The 607-nt window shown below is 62.6% G+C and carries 2 pseudogenes; one reads left to right on the forward strand and one right to left on the reverse strand.

Annotated features, from left to right (window positions below):
* Window positions 1-137 (forward strand): annotated as a pseudogene (locus tag C1631_RS25295) (transposase); the annotation flags it as partial.
* Between the two features lie 244 nt (window positions 138-381).
* On the opposite strand, the pseudogene C1631_RS25300 reads toward C1631_RS25295, so the two are convergent.
* A pseudogene (locus C1631_RS25300) lies at window positions 382-607 on the reverse strand (IS110 family transposase); the annotation flags it as partial.

The following is a 607-nucleotide window of genomic DNA, read 5'->3' on the forward strand; positions in this document are numbered from 1 at the left end:
CCCTGGTACTCCGGCGCGGCGACACCGTCATCTTGGACAACCTCGGGGCGCACAAGGTGGCGGGCGTGCGCGAGGCGATCGAGGCGGCGGGGGCGCAAGTCCTCTACCTCCCGCCCTACAGCCCGGACTTCAACCCGTGTATGGATGGCTCCTGCGGGTCAAGGATCTCGGATCGGTTTGGGTGAACTGGTCGGCTGCGGCCATGTATACGGCGTCTCATGTGCAGCGGGATCGCTGCGCGCCCTGATGAAGTCCGCTTGGAGAACAGGTCCCACTCAATCGAGCGCGCTCAAAGCGCTTCGGATTGATCGGGGTGTCCTGGTTCGTCCTCTCCGTTTGTTCGCCATCACCTCACGTCGCCCTGACCGTTCGTTTAGCCGTTTAGGCAGCAGTTGCCTGCGGCTGGTAGCGTGATCCGTCCCTGAGGACAGCAAAGATCGTTCTTGCCATGCGATGCGCCAACGCGATGGCGGCGACTTTCGTCTTCTTTCGGGCCAGCATGTCGGACAGCCAGTCCTGTCTCAGGCCGCACCTGCGTCTCACCATGATCTGCGCCATGGCGCCCAGATACAGCAGCCGCCGAATATACCGATTGCCCATCTTCGAG

Source organism: Chryseobacterium phosphatilyticum, assembly GCF_002899825.2.
GTDB classification, from domain to species: domain Bacteria; phylum Bacteroidota; class Bacteroidia; order Flavobacteriales; family Weeksellaceae; genus Chryseobacterium; species Chryseobacterium phosphatilyticum.